Source organism: Paramicrobacterium salitolerans (genome assembly GCF_051513965.1).
Classification (GTDB): domain Bacteria; phylum Actinomycetota; class Actinomycetes; order Actinomycetales; family Microbacteriaceae; genus Paramicrobacterium.
The window spans coordinates 1,888,763-1,905,311 of sequence record NZ_CP195847.1 but is presented as its reverse complement, the minus strand read 5'-3'; the positions used below and the strand labels follow the sequence as shown (position 1 = coordinate 1,905,311).

18 protein-coding genes and 1 tRNA gene are annotated in these 16,549 nt (G+C 64.6%); 10 read left to right on the top strand and 9 right to left on the bottom strand.

All coding sequences use genetic code 11. The features are described 5' to 3' along the window. Positions 1 to 36 precede the first annotated feature (36 nt). The 4 genes from galU to ACSAGD_RS09075 all read left to right on the top strand — a co-directional run bounded on the left by galU (position 37) and on the right by ACSAGD_RS09075 (position 2,839). Complete coding sequence (gene galU / locus ACSAGD_RS09090) at positions 37 to 930, top strand: UTP--glucose-1-phosphate uridylyltransferase GalU (protein WP_437582404.1); 894 nt, start codon at positions 37 to 39, stop codon at positions 928 to 930. 40 nt (positions 931 to 970) lie between these two features. Next, complete coding sequence (locus ACSAGD_RS09085; RefSeq protein WP_437582403.1) at positions 971 to 1,633, top strand: GNAT family N-acetyltransferase; 663 nt, start codon at positions 971 to 973, stop codon at positions 1,631 to 1,633. A 56-nt stretch (positions 1,634 to 1,689) separates the two neighbouring features. Further along, positions 1,690 to 2,715: a hypothetical protein gene (locus ACSAGD_RS09080; RefSeq protein ID WP_437582402.1), complete on the top strand. Its 1,026-nt coding sequence runs from the start codon at positions 1,690 to 1,692 to the stop codon at positions 2,713 to 2,715. A 51-nt stretch (positions 2,716 to 2,766) separates the two neighbouring features. Then, positions 2,767 to 2,839 (top strand) — tRNA-Ala (locus ACSAGD_RS09075). 51 nt (positions 2,840 to 2,890) lie between these two features. On the opposite strand, the gene ACSAGD_RS09070 is transcribed toward ACSAGD_RS09075, so the two are convergent. From ACSAGD_RS09070 to ACSAGD_RS09060, 3 genes are all read right to left on the bottom strand, one after another. Beyond that, positions 2,891 to 3,589: a DNA alkylation repair protein gene (locus ACSAGD_RS09070; RefSeq protein WP_437582401.1), complete on the bottom strand. Its 699-nt coding sequence runs from the start codon at positions 3,587 to 3,589 to the stop codon at positions 2,891 to 2,893. A 154-nt stretch (positions 3,590 to 3,743) separates the two neighbouring features. After that, positions 3,744 to 4,583: a phosphosulfolactate synthase gene (locus ACSAGD_RS09065; protein ID WP_437582400.1), complete on the bottom strand. Its 840-nt coding sequence runs from the start codon at positions 4,581 to 4,583 to the stop codon at positions 3,744 to 3,746. A 25-nt stretch (positions 4,584 to 4,608) separates the two neighbouring features. Continuing rightward, positions 4,609 to 5,985 carry an MmgE/PrpD family protein gene (locus ACSAGD_RS09060; protein ID WP_437582399.1) on the bottom strand — a complete coding sequence of 459 codons (1,377 nt, stop codon included), beginning with the start codon at positions 5,983 to 5,985 and terminating at the stop codon, positions 4,609 to 4,611. 147 nt (positions 5,986 to 6,132) lie between these two features. Between ACSAGD_RS09060 and ACSAGD_RS09055 the strand changes: the two genes are divergently transcribed. Beyond that, entirely contained in the window at positions 6,133 to 6,696 is a 564-nt protein-coding gene (locus ACSAGD_RS09055; RefSeq protein ID WP_437582398.1) for a mismatch-specific DNA-glycosylase, read from the top strand. An 8-nt stretch (positions 6,697 to 6,704) separates the two neighbouring features. Here the strand turns inward: ACSAGD_RS09055 and ACSAGD_RS09050 are convergent, their stop codons facing one another. Beyond that, positions 6,705 to 7,352 (bottom strand): EamA family transporter, encoded by a 648-nt coding sequence (locus ACSAGD_RS09050; RefSeq protein WP_437582397.1) that lies wholly within the window; start codon positions 7,350 to 7,352, stop codon positions 6,705 to 6,707. 42 nt (positions 7,353 to 7,394) lie between these two features. Further along, the gene (locus tag ACSAGD_RS09045; protein WP_437582396.1) at positions 7,395 to 7,568 is read right to left on the bottom strand and encodes a hypothetical protein; all 174 of its coding nucleotides are present in this window, start codon (positions 7,566 to 7,568) and stop codon (positions 7,395 to 7,397) included. 187 nt (positions 7,569 to 7,755) lie between these two features. Here ACSAGD_RS09045 and ACSAGD_RS09040 point away from each other — a divergent pair, with 187 nt between their 5' ends. Continuing rightward, the gene (locus tag ACSAGD_RS09040; RefSeq protein WP_437582395.1) at positions 7,756 to 10,251 is read left to right on the top strand and encodes an ATP-dependent Clp protease ATP-binding subunit; all 2,496 of its coding nucleotides are present in this window, start codon (positions 7,756 to 7,758) and stop codon (positions 10,249 to 10,251) included. A gap of 66 nt (positions 10,252 to 10,317) precedes the next feature. Here ACSAGD_RS09040 and ACSAGD_RS09035 read toward each other — a convergent pair whose 3' ends face one another. Next, on the bottom strand, positions 10,318 to 11,715 hold the full coding sequence (locus ACSAGD_RS09035) for an MFS transporter (protein WP_437582394.1): 1,398 nt from the start codon (positions 11,713 to 11,715) through the stop codon (positions 10,318 to 10,320). A gap of 150 nt (positions 11,716 to 11,865) precedes the next feature. On the opposite strand from ACSAGD_RS09035, the gene ACSAGD_RS09030 reads away from it, so the two are divergent. Further along, positions 11,866 to 12,024 carry a hypothetical protein gene (locus tag ACSAGD_RS09030; RefSeq protein ID WP_437582393.1) on the top strand — a complete coding sequence of 53 codons (159 nt, stop codon included), beginning with the start codon at positions 11,866 to 11,868 and terminating at the stop codon, positions 12,022 to 12,024. Positions 12,025 to 12,039: 15 nt separating this feature from the next. Here the strand turns inward: ACSAGD_RS09030 and ACSAGD_RS09025 are convergent, their stop codons facing one another. Together ACSAGD_RS09025 and ACSAGD_RS09020 are read right to left on the bottom strand one after the other, a co-directional pair. Next, the gene (locus ACSAGD_RS09025; RefSeq protein ID WP_437582392.1) at positions 12,040 to 12,177 is read right to left on the bottom strand and encodes a hypothetical protein; all 138 of its coding nucleotides are present in this window, start codon (positions 12,175 to 12,177) and stop codon (positions 12,040 to 12,042) included. Positions 12,178 to 12,232: 55 nt separating this feature from the next. After that, positions 12,233 to 13,384, bottom strand: coding sequence for an acyl-CoA dehydrogenase family protein (locus ACSAGD_RS09020; RefSeq protein ID WP_437582391.1), 1,152 nt, complete (start codon positions 13,382 to 13,384; stop codon positions 12,233 to 12,235). A gap of 280 nt (positions 13,385 to 13,664) precedes the next feature. On the opposite strand from ACSAGD_RS09020, the gene ACSAGD_RS09015 reads away from it, so the two are divergent. Beyond that, positions 13,665 to 14,276, top strand: a complete 612-nt coding sequence (locus tag ACSAGD_RS09015) for an NADPH-dependent FMN reductase (protein ID WP_437582390.1) — start codon at positions 13,665 to 13,667, stop codon at positions 14,274 to 14,276. A gap of 4 nt (positions 14,277 to 14,280) precedes the next feature. Here the strand turns inward: ACSAGD_RS09015 and ACSAGD_RS09010 are convergent, their stop codons facing one another. Further along, positions 14,281 to 15,483: an MFS transporter gene (locus ACSAGD_RS09010; RefSeq protein ID WP_437582389.1), complete on the bottom strand. Its 1,203-nt coding sequence runs from the start codon at positions 15,481 to 15,483 to the stop codon at positions 14,281 to 14,283. A gap of 334 nt (positions 15,484 to 15,817) precedes the next feature. Between ACSAGD_RS09010 and nrdH the strand changes: the two genes are divergently transcribed. Both nrdH and nrdI read left to right on the top strand, forming a co-directional pair. Next, positions 15,818 to 16,051 carry a glutaredoxin-like protein NrdH gene (gene nrdH / locus ACSAGD_RS09005; RefSeq protein WP_437582388.1) on the top strand — a complete coding sequence of 78 codons (234 nt, stop codon included), beginning with the start codon at positions 15,818 to 15,820 and terminating at the stop codon, positions 16,049 to 16,051. A 77-nt stretch (positions 16,052 to 16,128) separates the two neighbouring features. Next, a complete protein-coding gene (gene nrdI, locus ACSAGD_RS09000) occupies positions 16,129 to 16,530 on the top strand; it encodes a class Ib ribonucleoside-diphosphate reductase assembly flavoprotein NrdI (protein ID WP_437582387.1) in 402 nt (133 codons plus the stop codon). The last annotated feature ends 19 nt before the right edge of the window (positions 16,531 to 16,549 follow it).

Genomic DNA, 16,549 nt, shown 5'->3' with positions numbered 1-16,549 from the left:
GCCACAAGAGCGTTCCGGGGCGATACTCTAGACCTCATGACTGCCAGAGTGAGAAAAGCGGTAATCCCGGCTGCGGGTCTTGGCACTCGCTTCCTTCCTGCCACCAAGGCGCTGCCGAAGGAAATGCTGCCGGTCGTCGACAAGCCGGCGATTCAGTATGTGGTCGAGGAGTCGGTGAGCGCTGACCTCACCGACGTGCTGATGATCATCGGGCGGAACAAGAACGCGATCAGCAACCACTTCGACAAGGTCACCGAGCTTGAGCTGAACCTGCAGAAGAAGGGCGACACGAAGAAGCTGGAGCGCGTCGTCAAGTCTCAGGAGCTCGCCGACATCTACTACCTGCGCCAGGGCGACCCGAAGGGGCTTGGTCACGCGGTGGGCCGTGCTCGCGCGCACGTGAACAACGAACCGTTCGCTGTGCTGCTGGGCGACGACCTGATCGACGCGCGTGACCCGCTGCTGAGCACCATGATCGACGAGCAGGAGAAGCGCGACGCGACGATCATCGCGCTCATGGAGGTCGACCCCGACCAGATCCACCTGTACGGCGCCGCCGACGTCGAGCCCACAGACGACCCGGACGTCGTCAAGGTCAAGGGGCTCGTCGAGAAGCCTGCGAAGGAGGATGCTCCCTCCAATCTGGCCATCATCGGGCGCTACGTGCTCAAGCCGGAGGTCTTCGACATCCTCGAGCGGACGCCCGCGGGCAAGGGCGGCGAGATCCAGCTCACCGATGCCCTGCAGGAGATGGCTGCAGACGACAGCGTCGCTGGCGGTGTGTACGGTGTCATCTTCCGCGGTCGCCGCTATGACACGGGTGACCGTCTCGACTACATCAAGGCGATCGTGCAGCTTGCGCTCGATCGTGAGGACCTCGGGCCGGCGCTGAAGCCGTGGCTCAAGGACTTCGCAGCTGACATCGACTGAGCCGTCGCGGGTGCACGCGCACCGGCAGGAGGAATGACCCATGGCGGTTCCGCTCCCGACGCTTCACGACGGGCGGATCGGCCTGCGTCCGATCCGTGTGAGGGACTCGAAGACACTCGAGCGTGAGCTCCTGGGCAACCGAACCTGGCTGAGAATGTGGGAGGCGACGAACCCCTACGGCGCCGGGCAGTTCGACGTGCGCGGCAGTATCCGCTCGCTCCTGTCTCAGGGGCGGCAGGGAACAGCACTGCCGCTCGTCATGGAGTACGACGGTGAATTCGCTGGTCAGCTCAACGTGTCGGGCATCGTCTACGGGTCGGTGTCTTCGGCGACGCTCGGCTACTGGGTCGCCGAGCGCTTCGCCGGTCGCGACATCACCCCGGTGTGCGTCGCGATGGTCACCGACTACTGCTTCGAGCGTCTGGGCCTGCACCGCATGGAGATCTGCATTCGGCCGTCGAACCACGCGAGCCTCCGCGTCGTTGAGAAGCTTGGGTTCAGATACGAGGGACTTCGCCGTCGCTACATCCACATCAATGGGGACTGGGCCGACCATTTCTGCTTTGCGCTCGTGCGGGAGGAACTGAACGAGTCGATCCTGAGCCGGTGGAAGGGACATCGGGTGCCTCCGGACGCATGTGTGATTCCGGAGTCCGATCGCCGAGCGGCATCCCTGCCTCTTCGCACTTACCCGAATCGCTGATCGACACACCGACGCAATGATCGAAAGGTCTCGGTGCGAGACGTACCCTGAGAAACATGGCAAGTGGTGGGGTGCTGAGCGGAGGGATCGTCTTTGCGATCGCCGCCGCGCTCTGGCTTGTCTACCTGATTCCGACCTGGGTGCGGCGTCACGAGTACATGGCGGCAGAGCGCAACTCCGTCCGGCTCCAGCAGACGCTGCGCATTCTGGCTGAGACATCGGAGGTTCCGGACGAAGTCCGCCTCGAGGTCTCGGCACGCGAAGTCGCTGAGCAGCAGCGTCGCCTCAAGAAGATCGAGGCCGAGCGCGCCGCAGCCCGCAAAGCGGAGAGCCGCGCGGCGATTGAAGCGGCACGTGTGGAGTCCCGTGCGAGTGCGATGCGCGCAAAGGCCGATGCCCGTGCCGCCGCCGCGCGTTCGAAGGCGCTTGCCGCTGAGGCGCAGAAGCGCGCAGCGGCAGAGCAGGCGCGGGCCCGCGCGAAGACGCGTCTGATGAGGTCGCGTCGCCGCGCCCGTCTTGCGACGACGCTGTTTCTTGTCGCCAGCATCGTGACGGCAGGTGTGAGTGGCTACACGGCGCTCTCGACCGGTGCATGGATGCTGCCGGCCGTCGCCGCCGGCAGCACAGTGGTTCTGCTCGGGTTGCTGTCGCGGATGGCGAAGGTGCGTGCGCGTGTGCCTCAGGCGATGGCACCCGCTGCGACCCACAGGCCGGTGGCGCGCGAGATCTACGACGCCGACCTCACAGACGAGACTGTCGCGACCCAGGATGCACAGACGTGGACCCCGACGCCGCTCCCGCGGCCGCTCTCGATCTCGCAGGGTTCAGCGGCAGCGGCCACGGTTGCCGCCCAGGAGGCGCGACGTCGCCTTCGCGAGGCAGCACTCGCCGAAGCCATGGCGCAGAAGGCCGAAGCGCAGAGCCCGCAGACCGTGCGCCTCGACGAGCGTCGGGCCGCCGCAGAGCGCGAGAACCCGGTGCAGGAGGCGGAGCCGCAGTCGCCGTACGCCTCGATGGGGATCGTCGACGAGGGAGAGATTCTCGCCGCAGATCTCCTTCGCCGTCGGATGGCCGCCGGGTAGCGTTCGTGTCCGTTCACGGCCTCAAGTCGTGATAACCTCGTATTCGTTCACGGGCCTATGGCGCAGTTGGTAGCGCGTCTCGTTCGCAATGAGAAGGTCGGGGGTTCGAATCCCCCTAGGTCCACTTTGTGATGTCTCGCGACATAGTTCTCTTATGTCGCGAGACATCCTTCTCTTAGCCGCTCTTCGTGGCCGCTGCAGACTGCCGGCTCACCATCTCTGCGATCCAGATGGGCGCGTAGGGGGACGTGCAGTTCGGCGGGGTGGGGTAGTCCTTCAGAACGCCGAGCCGCTCGCCGATTGCGACGGCCCGCGGCCGGAGCTCCGGCTGTGTGACGCCGATCTGCGCGAGACACGTGTTCATCGCCCATTGGAGCCGCGCCTCGGCGTGGGCCATCTCGCTCTCGATCGTGTTCAGGAGAGCATTGAGCTCGAGTCCCTCGGGTGAGGTCACGATCTTCTTCGCGGTGAGATCCCAGCCCGCACTCGCGACGATCGGATCTGCGTCTTCGAACCAGCTCGCACGCAGCGACTCGACATCGGGGTGCTTCGCGGCGATGTAGTTCACCAGCCAGTCGTGCACCTTGGGGACGCGTGCTTCGCGAAGCATCCTGTCGACGTCGTCACTCGCAGGAGCCCGGGGCCGTGTGATGAGCAGCGAGAGCAGCCGAGGAGCTGTCGCTCCGGTCTGCCACAGTTGGACCGCGAGATCCGGCTGCGTCTTCAGTCGTTTCGCGATGGCGCGGATCGCGCTCAGCTTCACCCCGTGATCGTCCCCGTGTCGCTCGTTGACGGCCCGAGTCTTCGGGTCCTCGAGCTCAGCCAGTTCACTCACGATGTCGTTCAGGGTCTGCGACAGCGCGGTATCGGCCATGGTCTCTCCCGTTCTCGCCCTGGCTCAATTGTCCGCCATCTGAGGCGCGAGCGCATCGACAGTCTGCTGATCGTCTCGAGTGCCCCGTCTGCGTCACGCAGACCGACCGCCCGAGTGCGTATCACTCGGGCGGTCGGTCGTGGTGTCGCTCTCGTCAGCTCACGGGTGCAGGGTTGATAACCCGACCCCACGTGGACTTGTTGCCCCAGATGTTCTGGCGCAGGCCCTCGAGTTGGAGAATCTGACTGTGGTCGACGAAGAGGTTCACCTCGTTGCCGTAGTTCTTGATGTACCACTCGAAGACGGGGCCGTCCGCAGCTTCGAACATCACATTCTCGAGGCCGAGACCATTGATGATGGATGCCGCTGCGGCGGTGTTCCATTCGGTCACGTTCTCGGTGATTCCCTCCGACTCGATCATGATGATGGATGCCCCGGCATCGAGCGCTCGACGTCCGCGATCGATCAGATCGCCGATGTCCTTCTTCGACTCCGCCGCGAGCTCTGCCTCACCGGAGTCGCCGCCCGAGCCGATCTGGATGCCGAGCTCCGGCTTCGCCTTGAGGCCCGCTTTCACGACCTTCTCGACGAGGCGCTCGAGGCCCGACGTGGGCAGCATGATGAAGCCCGTCGAGATCTCGATGACGTCGAACCCGACCTCCTTGGCTTCGGCGAGGTAGTGATCCACCGCCTCGTCTCCGTAGCGGAGCACGGTCTCGATCCAGCCTCCGGAGGAGACGTACGAGCCGTTCTCGTGAGCGATGTCGCTGAAGGCTCGCACCTGCTCCGGCGGAACGAGCGCGAATGAGCCTCCCGCCCATTTGATTCCGTCGACCCACTGCCCTGCGACGTCGAAGACGTCCCGCAGGTGTCGTGTGCCGAACGTGCTGTAGTAGGGCGCGCGAATCTCGGTCATCCCGAACGTCCTCGGCTTCGCGGGACGGTAGGCACGGGGAACGAAGGAGAAGGATGTGTCGTGCGTTGTGGTTGTCATTGCTGTCTTCCTTTCCTGTAGACGATCAGCTGCGACGCGTCGTGCTGACGCGCGCGAGTGCGCCGGTGAGGGTCGAGACGCTCTCGTTCTCGAGGTTCTGCACGATGCGGGTGATCTCCGCGCGAAGCTCGTCGTCCGCGAACGGTTCGGTGAGCGTGTCGAACTTCCGTCCCGCGGTCTCCCACGTGAGCGGCTGCGTGTGGAATCCTTCGTACGCGCTGTGCTCAGCGCTCCAGGTCTGCCCGTCGGAGGTTCGGACGACGAGTTTCGCCGGCATCTCCTCGGGGAAGCGCTCCGAGAACGTATCGTCCGGAGTGATCGAGACGCGGCCCATGAGCTCCTGCACGTCGTTCGCGACGATGCGCTCCGGTTCGTATTGCTCCGGTTGGACCTCTCCGTCGAGCAGGGCTGCGGCCAGCATCCAGGGGAGTGAGTGGTCGGCTTCCTCCTTTGTGCGGATGCTTCGCTTATCTCCTTCCTCGCCACCACCGATGATCGAGTAGGCGACGTCGAAGGTGGTCAGCTCCACGGATTCGATGCGCGCCGGGTCGAATCCGTCGCGGCCGCGAATCTCGATCGCGGCATCCAACGCAGACTGCGAGTGGATCTCGGCGTTGTGCTTCTTGATGATCGTGCGTGTGACGCTCTCGAGGTCCTCGGCCGACCAATCGATCTCGAATGGCCCCGCGATGGACTCCTTGAAGCCTTTGTTGCCCTCGAAGACCTGCGCCGGACCGGTGATCCCGCGCGAGGCGAGGAGTGCAGCGAAGACGCCCTCCTTGGAGACGTGGGGATAGGCGAGACCCTTCCAATGGCTGAGGTCGCCCGTGCGAGTGACGCGAAGCGCATTGTTTGCGGTGCCCGCCATCGCCATCGCATTCGCGATCTGATCCGCCGAGAGGCGCAGGGCCTTCGCGGCAGACGCGGCGGCCGCGTAGGCGCCCTGGGTCGTGTGGTCGAAGCCCTTCGCACGAACCGGGGCCACGTCGGAGAGCCTCGTGTGCACCTGGTATGCGATCGCCAGCGCGGAGAGGAACTCCTCGCCCGTGGCATCCACGCTCTCTGCCGCAGCGAGGACGGCACCCAGGTTGTCGGACGGGTGGTTAGTCTCCCCCTTCGCCAGGTACGAGTCCATGAAGTCCAGGTACCGGCTGAGCGCGCTGTTCATGAACGCCGCGCGTTCGGGGGAGGTGCGGCCTCCGCCGATTATGGTGGCCGTCGGGGCGCCGCCGAGATCATCGATCAGCTCTCTGATCGCGACCATGGGTTCGGCGTCGAGAGCTCCGATCGCGACACCGATCGTGTCGAGCACGCGGATCTTCAGCTGCTCCTTGGCCGCGGGACTCATCTGCCCGAACTGTGCCGCATCGACGAACGACGCGAGTTTCTGTACCTCAGTCATGTGACGCTCCCTTCTGAGCGGAGGCGCCGTCACCGACACACCCGCCCTGTGAGGTATGCCTAACCTAAGTATCTCACAATTTATCTTGATGTCAAGATAAATTGTGGATGCGGCGACCGTGGGATGCTCGCGATGGATAATGGCGACATGGCATTCAGTCGCGCGGAACTCGAGTCGTTTCGGGGCGGATCCGTCGATCCGCTCGTCGGGGAAGGCATCCGTCTGCTCTTCGTCGGAATCAACCCCGGTCTCTGGACCGCAGCGACGAATACGCCATTCGCACATCCGGGAAACCGCTTCTTCCCAGCTCTTCGCGCAGCCGGCATCTTCACAGAGCCGCTCGACTTCTCACGAGGAATGACGGATGCCGAACGCTCGGCGTTCACCGCCCGAGGGCTCGGCATCAGCAACCTCGTGAACAGGGCGACCGTTCGCGCGGATGAGCTCAGCAGAGAGGAACTCCGCGCCGGGGCACGTCGCCTCGAGCAGAACGTCGCTCGCTGGCGGCCTTTGGTCGTCGCGGTCGTCGGACTCACCGCCTATCGGCAGGGCTTCGACCGGCCGAAGGCTGTGCAGGGGCTGCAGGTGGAGCCGATCGCCGGTGCGCAGCTCTGGGCGGTTCCGAACCCGAGCGGACTCAACGCACATGAGACAGTGCCGTCGCTCGCGGAGGCCTATGCGCAGCCAGCGCGGGCGGCGGGGATTCTCTGAGCGGCCGTTCAGGCCGTGGCGATCAGCGCGATGCCGCCGAGCACGACGCTCGCTCCGGCAACACGGCGAAGCGGCTTCGGCTCGCGGAAGATCAGCCAGCCGGCGAGGGAGCCGATCACGATTGAGGACTCGCGCGGGGGTGCGACGAGCGAGACCGGAGTCGTCTGCATCGCGAAGAGCACGAGAATGTACGCGGTGGGTGAGAGCACCGCGACCAGCGCGGCGGGCAGCCAGCTCGTGCGGAGCGCGGGAACGATCAGCGCGCGGCGATGCACGGCCGACGGCAGCAGAATGAGCGACTGGAATGTCACAGCCACGCCGAAGTAGGTGAGCGGATGCAGTCCGAGATCGGTCACCGCGTGGTCATCCCACAGCGTGTACGACGCGATCGCCAGGCCCACGGCGACGCCGTATCGAAGGCCCGGGCCGAACCGAGTGCCGCGCGTGTGCAGAGCAGAGCTCGTCACGACCGCGATTTCCGCAATCACGATCAGCCCTCCGCCAAGTGCGGCAAGGCCTGGGCGCTCGCCCAGGAGCGCGACGGCGACGAGCATCGTGACGAGGGGTCCCACCCCGCGGGCAACCGGGTAGACGACTCCCACTTCGGCGCGACGATAGCCGACCTGCAGCAGAAGCGAGTAGACGACGTGCAGCACCGCCGTCACCGCGGGGCCGAGGAGCAGCGGCCAGGAGAAGGGTCACCCAGCGCTCGCGAGCTGCACCAGCACGAGTGGGAGCAGAATGATCGCGGATCCCGTCATGTACAGCCACACGGAGACAGTGGAGTCTGCGCGGGACCGACCCGCTGCAAGGTTCCAGGCCGCGTGCGTCACCGCTGCGGTGAGCACAAGAGCGAGAGCTGCTGGAGACATGAGGGGTTCTGACCGTGCGGCGTGGACGTGTCGGGTCAACGCTACCGGCTCTCATTCGCTGTTCCTGCGGTGGTCCCCATCGGAGCCTGAACCACACGGCGAAAATCAATCGGGTGATCGGGAATGTATTGAGCGCCACTGCGTTAAATTGAGTCAAGAGCACTCAAGTTTTTTTGGAGGACACCTCGTGCCAGAGTTCTTCGGCCCCGCCGGAAGCGATCCTCGATCGTTCGAGGAGTTTCTCGCGCGCTATCTCCAAGGTCAGCGCGCGGCCCAGACGGGACGCCCCATCGACATCACGCGGCTGCTCAGCCGCAAGACCCACGACGTTCTGAACGCCGCGGGTGAATTCGCGACCCAGCACGGACATCGCGACGTCGACGCACTCCACATCCTGCGAGTCATGTCGACCGAGCATCCGGCCATCGACGCCATCACCGCCACGGGAGCGGACCCGAAGGTGATCGCCGCAGCAGCGGACGACCGTCTTCCCGCCTCGCACGGTGAACGCTTCGTCGAAGCGCCGTCGCTCACATCCTCGGCGCGTCGACTGCTGTTCGACGCCTACCAGGTGGCGCGCGGCTTCGGCGCGACCTACATCGATCCCGAGCACGTGTTCCTCGCACTCGTGATGAACACGGATGCCCCAGCGGGACAGATCCTCGCGAACGCGGGAGTGACTCCGACCGCACTCCAGGCGGTGGCGACGGGGCAGGCTCCGGCGCAGACCGCCGAGCCTTCGGCATCCGAGACCCCGACACTCGACAAGTTCGGGCTCGACCTCACGGCGGAGGCCCGCGAGGGCCGGCTCGACCCGGTGATCGGTCGTCACGACGAGATCGAGCAGACCGTTGAGATTCTGTCGCGACGCACCAAGAACAACCCGGTGCTGATCGGCGAGGCCGGCGTCGGCAAGACGGCCGTCGTGGAGGGTCTCGCGCAGCAGATCGTCGCCGGTGATGTGCCAGCCCAGCTCACGGGCAAGCGCGTCGTCGAGCTTGACGTCGCGGCGATGCTCGGCGGAACCCGCTACCGCGGAGACTTCGAAGAGCGTATGACTGCCGTCATGGACGAGATCACCGCGAACAAAGACAGCCTGATCGTCTTCATCGACGAGCTGCACACGGTGATCGGCGCCGGAGGCGGGGGAGAGGGCGGAATGGATGCCGGAAACATCCTGAAGCCCCGACTCGCCCGCGGTGATCTGCACCTGATCGGCGCGACGACTCTCGCTGAATATCGGTCGATCGAGAAGGATGCCGCCTTCGCGCGCCGCTTCCAGCAGGTGTTCGTCGGCGAGCCGAGCCTCGACGACGCCGTGCGCATTCTCGACGGACTGCGGCCGGCCTACGAGCAGCACCACGCCGTGCAGTACACCCCCGAGGCGATTCATGCCGCGGTCGAGCTGTCGAATCGCTACATCAGCGATCGCTTCCTCCCCGACAAAGCCATCGACCTCATCGACCAAGCCGGTGCGCGCGTGCGGCTCGGCAGTGGCGAAGCCATCGACACCGACGCTCTCCGCGCGCGACTGGCGGAGCTGGAGGCGGAGAAGGGCGACGCGGTCGAACTCGAGGACTACGAGCGGGCGAGCGCGATCCGCGATGAAATTGCCGAGACGGTCGCGAAGATCGACTCCGCCACCGGTCAGTCGCGGCCCGTCATCGGTGAACCGCAGATCGCAGAAGTCGTCTCGCGCGCGACCGGAATCCCCGTGTCACGCGTCAGTGATGACGACCGCACCAGGCTCGGCCGACTGGAGGACGAGCTGCACGAGCGTGTGATCGGGCAGGACGACGCTGTGAACGTCGTCGCGAAGGCGGTCCGACGCTCGCGGACCGGAATGGCAGATGAACGACGCCCCGTGGGCAGCTTCCTGTTCCTCGGACCGACCGGCGTTGGCAAGACCGAGCTTGCGAAGACGCTCGCGCTGTCCCTGTTCGGCAGCGACGACGCGATGATCCGATTTGATATGAGTGAGTTCGGAGAGAAGCACACCGTGTCGAGACTCGTCGGAGCTCCTCCCGGCTACGTGGGCTATGACGAGGCCGGCCAGCTCACCGAGCGCGTGCGGCGTCGCCCATACAGCGTGGTGCTCCTCGACGAGATCGAGAAGGCGCACCCTGACGTCTTCAACCTGCTGCTTCAGGTTCTCGACGACGGGCGTCTGACGGATGGCCAGGGACGCACCGTCGACTTCCGGAACACCGTCGTCATCATGACCTCCAACCTCGGCTCGGAGTTCCTCTCGAGCCGTGCCGGGTCGATCGGCTTCGTCGCGGAGGGAGCGGACGAGATCGATGTTCGGGCACGGGTTATGGGCCGTCTGAGGGAGGCGATGCGACCCGAGTTCCTGAACCGTATCGACGAGATCGTGCTGTTCCGTCGGCTGGAGAAGCCGCAGCTTCGGGACATCGTCCGACATCTCCTGGAGGACACACGTCGTCGGGTGGAGGCGCAGCGTGCGAATCTCGAGGTGGACGAGTCTGCTGTCGATTGGCTCGCCGAGCACGGGTACGAGCCCGAGTTCGGAGCGCGACCGCTCCGTCGCCTGATCCAGCGTGAGGTCGACGATCGCATCGCGGAGCTCCTCGTCGACCGAGAGCTCGCAGAGGGCGAGACGATCACGGTGAGTGCCGCTGACGATGTCGTGCAGGTTCGAGCCGCCCGGCACTCGATCTGAGCGACCGTGAACGAGAGCGGGCCTCACAGCGATACTGCTGTGAGGCCCGCTCTCGTCGTCAGGAGATTAGGACTTGGTCGGTTCGTCCGAATCGGAAATCACGGTGATCTCCGTCGTCGGGATCTCAGTTCCTCGGATCGACGCGCCCGCAGTCTCGGGCACGAACTTCAGCGCGACCAGGCCGACGACGCAGGCGGCCATCATATAGAAGGCCGGCACGAGCAGGTTGCCCGTCGCATCGATGAGCGCCTCGTTCGCCGCCGGTGCGGTTCCGCCGAACAGCGCCGTCGCCACGTTGTACGTGATGGCGAAGCCCGCGTAGCGCACCTGAGTTGGGAACATGGCCGGGAATGTCGCAGAGATCGTCGACAGCTGGATGACGTAGAGGATGCCGAGAACGGCGAAGCCGATCAGCGCTCCGACGAAACCCATGCCCATGAGCAGGTACATCGGCACCGCCGCCACGGTGAGTCCGATGAGTGAGACCGCCCACATAGGCCGTCGTCCGACCTTGTCGGAGATCTTCCCGGAGAAGGGGATGATCGCCATCATGCACAGTTCGCCGACGATGATGAGCGTGAGCGAGGCATCCTTGTTCAGATCGATCTGAGTCTCAAGGTAGGTCGGCATGTACGTCAGCAGCGTGTAGTTGGTGACGTTCAACGCAGTGACGAGTCCGCCCATCGTCAGCAGCGGACGCCAGTACACGGTGATGAGCTCCCAGAGATCTCGCATGGCGGAGGTCTCCGTCTGCTCCTCCTGCTCCATCTCGCGGAAGACCGGAGTGTCCTCCATCTTGCTCCGCAGGTACACGCCGATGAGGCCCATCGGAGCAGCGAGAAGGAAGGGTACGCGCCAGCCCCAGTCCATCATGATGTCTTCGCCGAGGGCCAGGCTCAGGGCGAGAACGAACGCGGTTCCCAGCACGAAGCCGAAGAGGGTGCCGAACTCGAGGAAGCTGCCGAAGAACCCGCGCTTCTTATCTGGCGAGTACTCGGCCATGAACGTCGCAGCGCCGCCGTACTCACCACCGGTGGAGAAGCCCTGCACCATGCGCAGGAAGATCAGAAGTCCGGGCGCCCACGCGCCGATCACGTCTGTATTGGGGAGCAGGCCGATGGCCGTGGTCGATCCGGCCATCAGGATGATGGTGATCGCCAGAATCGCCTTGCGGCCGAGCTTGTCTCCGAGCGGGCCCCATACGATGCCGCCGAGGGGCCGCACCAGGAACGAGATCGCGAAGGTGGCGAGTGCCCAGACCGTGCCGCCCGAGAAGAAGTTGGCGGTGATGTAGGTGACGGCGACGGAGTAGACCCCGTAGTCGTACCACTCGGTCGCATTTCCGATGGCGGATGCGCCTATCGCGCGCCGGATGGTCCGCCTGCCCTCTGCCGTATCGACTTCGGGGGCTGCGAACTCCGGATCTACGTCCTCCGCGTTCGCGTCGCTGGGTTGAGTTGTCATGGCCTGCCCTCCGCATCAGTTGTGTGAGTCTGTCAGGTAGATCCCCATCCTTGCGCTTCTCGGTCTGTTTGTCACCCAGACACGGGAGAGAAGCGGTAACTGCGTCGAGAGTGTCCGCAACGCCGCAACGGCTCCGATATGATGGTGCTCATGGCGTTCATCATCTCGTTCCTGCTCTTCGTCGTCGGGCTCTTCCTCTTTGCCGTCGCCTTCAACGTCGCGGCGTTCCAAGCGCTCGTCTTCTTCTGCGGCATCCTTCTCGTCTGCCTGTCATTCGGGATCCCCGCGCACATCCTCTCGAAGCGATAGCAGCGCCGACGGGTCTCACCCGTCCACACTCTTGACGGCTCCACACCTCCAGCAGGTGTCGGAGCCGTCTTCGATGAACGCACCGCACTCGTCACACACGCGGTCGAGCCAGCACACGGGGTCGCCGCCCGAGGCATCCTTCTCGTCAGACATGGTCCTATCGTGCGGCGACGCGCTGACCGGGTCAAGGGGTCGCCGCACGGCGTGATCAGCTGGAGACCGGGCCGAAGAGCGCCTGAGCCACCGCATTGTGGGTCGCGAGATCGCCAGAGGGATGGAAGATGCCCGCAAGCACGTCACGGTACAGACGACCGAGTTCGCTCCGTGAGAAGTAGCTGCTGCCGCCGGAGACGCGGATGGCGCTGTCGACGACCTGCCGAGCCATCTCCGTCGCGCGCACCTTGACGCTGGAGAGCTTCGGCATCCACAGCTCGCCGTGGTCGATGCCGTCCTCGATGTCGCTCGCCAGCGCTGTGATCTGGGGGAGAACGGCGTCGATCGCCATCCACGCGTCTGCCACCTGCCACCGGATCGTCGGGTCGTCAGAGTACGGAGCACCGGCCTTCAGCTTTGAGGTCCGTTTCTTCGCCGTCTCGATCGCGATTGTGAGTGCGCGCTCGGCGATGCCGGTGTAGACGCTCGCGACGAGGAGCTGGAAGTTCGAGGAGATTCCGAAGATGAAAGGGTCGGGGTTCGGTCCCGGCGTGAGTCGCCGGACGACGCGATCTGCGGGTGCGTGAGCACCCTCGAGCACCGTCGTGCAGCTCTGACTCGCACGCATGCCGACGGTGTCCCAATCGTCCTTGATCGTGAACCCGCCGTCTTCGCGACGAACGAAGCCGTAGACGACCTTGGGCGCGTCCGCGGAGTCGCTGTCCTGTCCCATGGTGCCGAGCACCGTCCAGGCGGGGGAGAGCGATGTGAAGATCTTGGTTCCATAGAAGCTGTAGCCACCCCCGCCGTCTGGGCGGGCTTCCGAGTCAGACCCCACCAGCACGAGGTCGTTGCCCGCCTCGCTGATCCCAAAGGCATAGATCTCGCCGTCGCGAGCTCCCTCGAGTACAAAGTCCAACGAGCCGTCGCCTCGGTCATGTAGTTGACGTGCGACGCCCGTCCAGACGAGGTGCATGTTCACCGCGAGCGCAGTGGCGGGCGACGCGCCGGCGAGGCGACGCTGCTGTTGGGAGACCTCGTTCAGAGTGAGGCCGGGGCCGCCGAGTTCACGCGGGACGAACGCGGTCAGATACTGCGCGTCGATCAGATCGTTGAGGTCGTCGTCGAAGAAGCTGTTGTCTCGGTCATAGCCTGCGGCGCGTGCGCGGATGGTCTCCAGCAGGGCGTCGGTGAGAAGTTCGGGCATCGTGGTTTCCTCCTGTGGCAGCGCGGTAGGGACGCTCCTATGCTCTCACCGGATCTCATCGTCAGGTCGGCGGTTGGCCTGGTAAACGTCATGCTTGCTGGATGTTGCCCCAAAGGCGGCCGCACTCGGTGTATAAATGATGAATGCTCATGTTTTCACCCCTAAACTGGGGCGCGCGTGAAAGAGGGGGCATTGCGAGAATGAGCACAGGGAGCTTGCAACTCCCGATTCCCTAATAATCCCCCATACGCGAAACGGTCGCAGAAATAAACGTCAAACGATGTCACACGCCATTTCAGAGTCTCAGGGACTCCCAGCACGCGTCCTGCTGGTTCTCGGCAGCGTGCGCCCCGGCCGGACGGCCCTGCCCGTCACCCTCTGGGTGAACGACCTGCTGGTTGACTCCGGCAGGTTCTCCATCGATTTCGTCGACCTTCTCGAACTCGATCTCCCGTTCATGGACGAGCCGACGGCCTGCGGGCCGGGCGAGTATCAGCACGAACACACGCAAGCATGGAGCGAGCGAGTGATGAAAGCGGATGCCGTCATCCTCGTCGCACCGGCTTTCGGAGAGGGGTTCTCACCCGTCGTGCGAAACGCCCTCGACTTCCTCACCGAGGAATGGCGGGAGAAGCCCGTGGGCCTGGTCTCGTACGGCCGAGCGGCGCCGAGTCAGTGGAGTCGCCTGAGACGCTCGCTTCGTTCTCGCGGCATGGCCGCGGTGCGCACACCGGTCGCGATCGGCGACGTCACAGCGCGTGTGAGCGGTGTGGAGTTCGATGCTCCCGAGCAGGCCACAGCGGCCTGCGAGCGGATGATCGACGATCTGCACGCGCGCTGCGAAGGCGCCCGTTCGGCTCCGGTTGCGAGCCTCGTGGAGCAGCCTGTCTAGAGCCTCAGAGTGTCTGGACGGGTTCGGTGTCCGGCAGTGGAGAGGCGTCCTTTCCACGTAGATCGGGAAGCCACTTGCGCAGGAAGAGCGGCGCGAGGAAGCCGAGGAAGGCCAGGGATGCGGCCGCCCAGAGGGCTCCGGGCGGCCCGTTGTGGTCGATGAGGAATCCGGCGACGGCCGAGCCGATGGCAGAGCCGATGAGCTGCCCGGTGCCGATCCAGCCATAGGCCTCCGCAGTGTCGCTGAACTTCACGCTCGATGACACGATCGCGAAGATCACGGCCAGCGCGGGTGCGATGCCCGCACCGGCGATGAACAGCGTCCCCGCGAGCCACCACATCCCGAGGCCCGCGGTTGCTGCGGCCATGCCGAGGCTCACGAGGAACATGCGGCGTGCGAGCGCCCATGAGCTGATCGGCACGTGCCCGAATGCGAGCCCGCCCACGAGGCTTCCCGATGAGAAGATGGCGAGGACGATTCCCGCGCCGAGGCCCTCGTCACCGAATGTGGCGACAACGCCCGCCTCCACCGCGGCGCAGGCTCCGACCAGGAGGAATCCGGTCAGTGTGCCGATGAGGACGGTCGGCTTGGAGAGGACGCTGCCGAATCGTCGCCGACTCGGCGGGATTCGAACGCGGCCGACCTCCGGGGATGCGATGAACCAGATGCCGCCGCCGACCATCAGGCCGGCCGCGATCAGGATGCTCCACACGGGGGCGATCTGCGTCGACACGAACGTCGTCGCCACCGGGCCGAGCACCCAGATGATCTCCTGCGCGGACGCGTCGAGCGAGAACAGCGGTGTGAGCTGGGTCGAGTTGACGAGCTTGGGGTAGATCGTCCGGACGGCAGGTTGGATCGGCGGCGTGCTGAGTCCGGTGAGCAGACCGAGTGCGATGTAGGCGGGCAGCGGCAGCGGCACGAGCGCGATGGTGAGGACGGCGAGAGTGCACACGGCGAGCGTCAGACTGAGCACGCGTCGCATGCCCCATTGACCCATCCAGCGGCTCGTCAGAGGGCCCGCAATCGCCTGCCCGATGCTCGTGGCTGCGAGGACGAGACCCGCATCGGCGTACTGGCCGGTCTTGTGCTCGATGAAGATCAGAAAGGCAAGAGAGAGCATGCCGCCGGGAAAGCGCGCGACCAGCTGAGCACTGATGATCCGGGCGACGCCGGGGGTGCGGAGAAGGCTCGAATAGCTAGTCACGATTGACAAGTGTAAGTCCGTCGAGAGACACGCCGACACGCCCAAAGAATGTCGGTGGCTCAAGATATTTTCGAGCCTGTGGACGACACGCCGAGCATGTGCTGAGAAAGGGCAGGTATTCGACCATTTAAGCGTTGTATCTAAGGAGCGAGAAACCGTGGACAGGCGGTGGATAACTCGCGAAAAACGGTGGAAAGTGCAGTGGAAAACTACACGTCTGTAACTACTATCCCTTGGGGTTCCACTCAAAACCGAGAACTATATGTAGTATTGGAAGCCCGGCGGGGGAATGCCGGGGAGCTCAAAGATTTTATGTTGGGAAAGGTCTTGAATCATGGCAATCACGGTCTACACGAAGCCCTCCTGCGTTCAGTGCACGGCAACGTATCGCGCACTCGACAGCAAGGGCCTTGAGTACGAGGTTCACGACCTTTCTGAAGACGAGGCTGCGCTCGAGCAGGTGAAGGCGCTCGGGTACCTCCAGGCGCCCGTCGTGATCGCTGATGACGAGCACTGGTCGGGCTTCCGTCCGGACAAGATCAACGAGCTCGCAGCTCGCCTCGGCTAGACGCCGGACGGTGCCGTGCATCGCGTGACGGCAGGGATGATCGTCACGCTCGGTTCGGTCACAGGAGGTGACGCATCATGACTCGACTGGTCTATTTCTCGAGCGTCTCGGGAAATACGCACCGGTTTGTCGAGAAGCTCGGGATGCCCGCCGCGCGGATTCCGCTCTTGCCTAAAGAGCCCGCGCTGAGTGTCTCGGAGCCGTATGTGCTCCTCACGCCGACTTACGGCGGAGGAAATGGGCGCGGAGCAGTGCCCAAACAGGTCATCAAATTTCTCAACGACGAGAAGAACCGAGGCCTGATCAGGGGGGTTATCGCCGCAGGCAATACGAACTTCGGGGAAGCGTACTGCCTGGCTGGCGACATCATTTCGGCCAAATGCAAGGTGCCGACCCTCTACCGATTCGAACTGTTTGGAACGCCGGACGATGTGAGCGTCGTCCACGAAGGATTGGACCGATTTTGGAAGCAACAGTGACCGACGAGCTAGCGACCCG

What these genes read in the sequence shown, in the direction of transcription:
- galU (WP_437582404.1), top strand. Translation starts at nt 37, where the DNA reads ATGACTGCCAGAGTGAGAAAAGCGGTAATCCCGGCTGCGGGTCTTGGC.
- ACSAGD_RS09085 (WP_437582403.1), top strand. Translation starts at nt 971, where the DNA reads ATGGCGGTTCCGCTCCCGACGCTTCACGACGGGCGGATCGGCCTGCGT.
- ACSAGD_RS09080 (WP_437582402.1), top strand. Translation starts at nt 1,690, where the DNA reads ATGGCAAGTGGTGGGGTGCTGAGCGGAGGGATCGTCTTTGCGATCGCC.
- ACSAGD_RS09070 (WP_437582401.1), bottom strand. Translation starts at nt 3,589, where the DNA reads ATGGCCGATACCGCGCTGTCGCAGACCCTGAACGACATCGTGAGTGAA.
- ACSAGD_RS09065 (WP_437582400.1), bottom strand. Translation starts at nt 4,583, where the DNA reads ATGACAACCACAACGCACGACACATCCTTCTCCTTCGTTCCCCGTGCC.
- ACSAGD_RS09060 (WP_437582399.1), bottom strand. Translation starts at nt 5,985, where the DNA reads ATGACTGAGGTACAGAAACTCGCGTCGTTCGTCGATGCGGCACAGTTC.
- ACSAGD_RS09055 (WP_437582398.1), top strand. Translation starts at nt 6,133, where the DNA reads ATGGCATTCAGTCGCGCGGAACTCGAGTCGTTTCGGGGCGGATCCGTC.
- ACSAGD_RS09045 (WP_437582396.1), bottom strand. Translation starts at nt 7,568, where the DNA reads ATGTCTCCAGCAGCTCTCGCTCTTGTGCTCACCGCAGCGGTGACGCAC.
- ACSAGD_RS09035 (WP_437582394.1), bottom strand. Translation starts at nt 11,715, where the DNA reads ATGACAACTCAACCCAGCGACGCGAACGCGGAGGACGTAGATCCGGAG.
- ACSAGD_RS09030 (WP_437582393.1), top strand. Translation starts at nt 11,866, where the DNA reads ATGGCGTTCATCATCTCGTTCCTGCTCTTCGTCGTCGGGCTCTTCCTC.
- ACSAGD_RS09025 (WP_437582392.1), bottom strand. Translation starts at nt 12,177, where the DNA reads ATGTCTGACGAGAAGGATGCCTCGGGCGGCGACCCCGTGTGCTGGCTC.
- ACSAGD_RS09020 (WP_437582391.1), bottom strand. Translation starts at nt 13,384, where the DNA reads ATGCCCGAACTTCTCACCGACGCCCTGCTGGAGACCATCCGCGCACGC.
- ACSAGD_RS09015 (WP_437582390.1), top strand. Translation starts at nt 13,665, where the DNA reads ATGTCACACGCCATTTCAGAGTCTCAGGGACTCCCAGCACGCGTCCTG.
- nrdH (WP_437582388.1), top strand. Translation starts at nt 15,818, where the DNA reads ATGGCAATCACGGTCTACACGAAGCCCTCCTGCGTTCAGTGCACGGCA.
- nrdI (WP_437582387.1), top strand. Translation starts at nt 16,129, where the DNA reads ATGACTCGACTGGTCTATTTCTCGAGCGTCTCGGGAAATACGCACCGG.